This window comes from Streptomyces sp. NPDC001714 (genome assembly GCF_042892755.1).
Classification (GTDB): Bacteria; Actinomycetota; Actinomycetes; order Streptomycetales; family Streptomycetaceae; genus Streptomyces.
Map to the genome: position 1 here is coordinate 1 of NZ_JBIAUL010000084.1, position 1,373 is coordinate 1,373.

Consider the following 1,373-nt stretch of genomic DNA (forward strand, 5'->3'; position numbering starts at 1 on the left):
CAGGGGCCGTTGCGTGATCGCGTTTCGTCCGGAGTGCCGTGCTGGCCCGTCCTTGGAGGGGACGTCCCGGTTCGGGCGGGGTGGACGCAGTGCAGGCACGGTCTCAGTGATCATGTGAGTGTCGAAGTCCCATGAACACCTGGCGAGTCCGTGCCTGCTCCTGCATCTTCTCCCATGCCCACCGCGCTGGCCCAACTGGGCCGGACTGCCGCGCCGGTCCCGCTGGCGGACGCGGTCGCACTGTCCGGCTTCCTGGACCTGGTGCCCGACCCGAGAGGCGTCCGTGGCCGCCGCTACCGGTTGTCCGCCCTGGTCGCCGCGGCCGCGGCGAGTGTCCTGGCCGGTGCGCGTTCGCTCACCGCGATCACGGAATGGATCGGCGACGTCCCCGCGTGGGCATGCCGAGTTCTCGGCTTCCCCACCGACCCGCTCTCCGGCACCGTGTCCGTCCCGCACCCCCACACCCTGCGCCGTCTTCTCGTCCAGCTCGACGGCGACGCCCTGGACCGCGCGGTCGGCGACTTCCTTACCGCCCGCGCCACCCCGGCCGGCCCCGGACTGCGGGCGATCGCCGTTGACGGCAAGGCCCTGCGCGGCTCGCGCACCCACGTCACCGGGCACGTCACCCTGCTCGCCGCGATGGACCACACCGGCCACGTCCTGGCCCAGCGCCAGGTCGCCGACAAGAGCAACGAGATCCCCGCCTTCCGGCCCCTGCTGGACAGCCTCGACCTGACCGGCACGGTCATCACCGCCGACGCGCTGCACACCCAGCACGCTCACGGCACCTACCTCCGCGAGCGCGGCGCCCACTACATCGCCCAGGTCAAGGCCAACCATCCTGGTCTCTTCGACAGGGTCCGCCGCCTGCCATGGCGCGAGATCACGCTCGACCACCACGACCGCACCCGGGCCCACCACCGCCTGGAGATACGGCGGCTGAAGACCGCCGCCTTCGCCCACCTCGACTACCCCGACGCACGCCAGGCCCTGCAAGTCGTGCGCTGGAGGAAGGATTTCACCACCGGCAAGCTCACCATCGAGCGCGTCTACCTGATCACCAGCCTGCCGCCCGGCGCGGCTACCGGCGCCCAGCTCGCCGACTGGATCAGAGGGCACTGGAAGATCGAAAACCTTCTGCACCACGTCCGCGACCGCACGTTCCGCGAGGACGACTCCAAAATCCATGTCGGCCATCTCCCGCGCATCATGGCCGGCCTGCGCAACCTCGCCATCGGCGTCCACCGCCAGGACGGCCACACCAACATCGCCGCCGCCCTACGCCACGCCGCCCGCGACTGGCGAAGGCCCCTGACCGCCCTCGGCATCACCGGATGAAACCGGACAGACGTCGATCATGCAAAGGACCCTGC

Annotated in this window: 1 protein-coding gene; it reads left to right on the plus strand. The window is 70.6% G+C overall.

What is annotated here, in order from left to right; translation table 11 throughout:
- Positions 1 to 174 precede the first annotated feature (174 nt).
- The gene (locus tag ACFY0P_RS52190; RefSeq protein WP_388929541.1) at positions 175 to 1,338 is read left to right on the plus strand and encodes an ISAs1 family transposase; all 1,164 of its coding nucleotides are present in this window, start codon (positions 175 to 177) and stop codon (positions 1,336 to 1,338) included.
- Positions 1,339 to 1,373 lie beyond the last annotated feature (35 nt).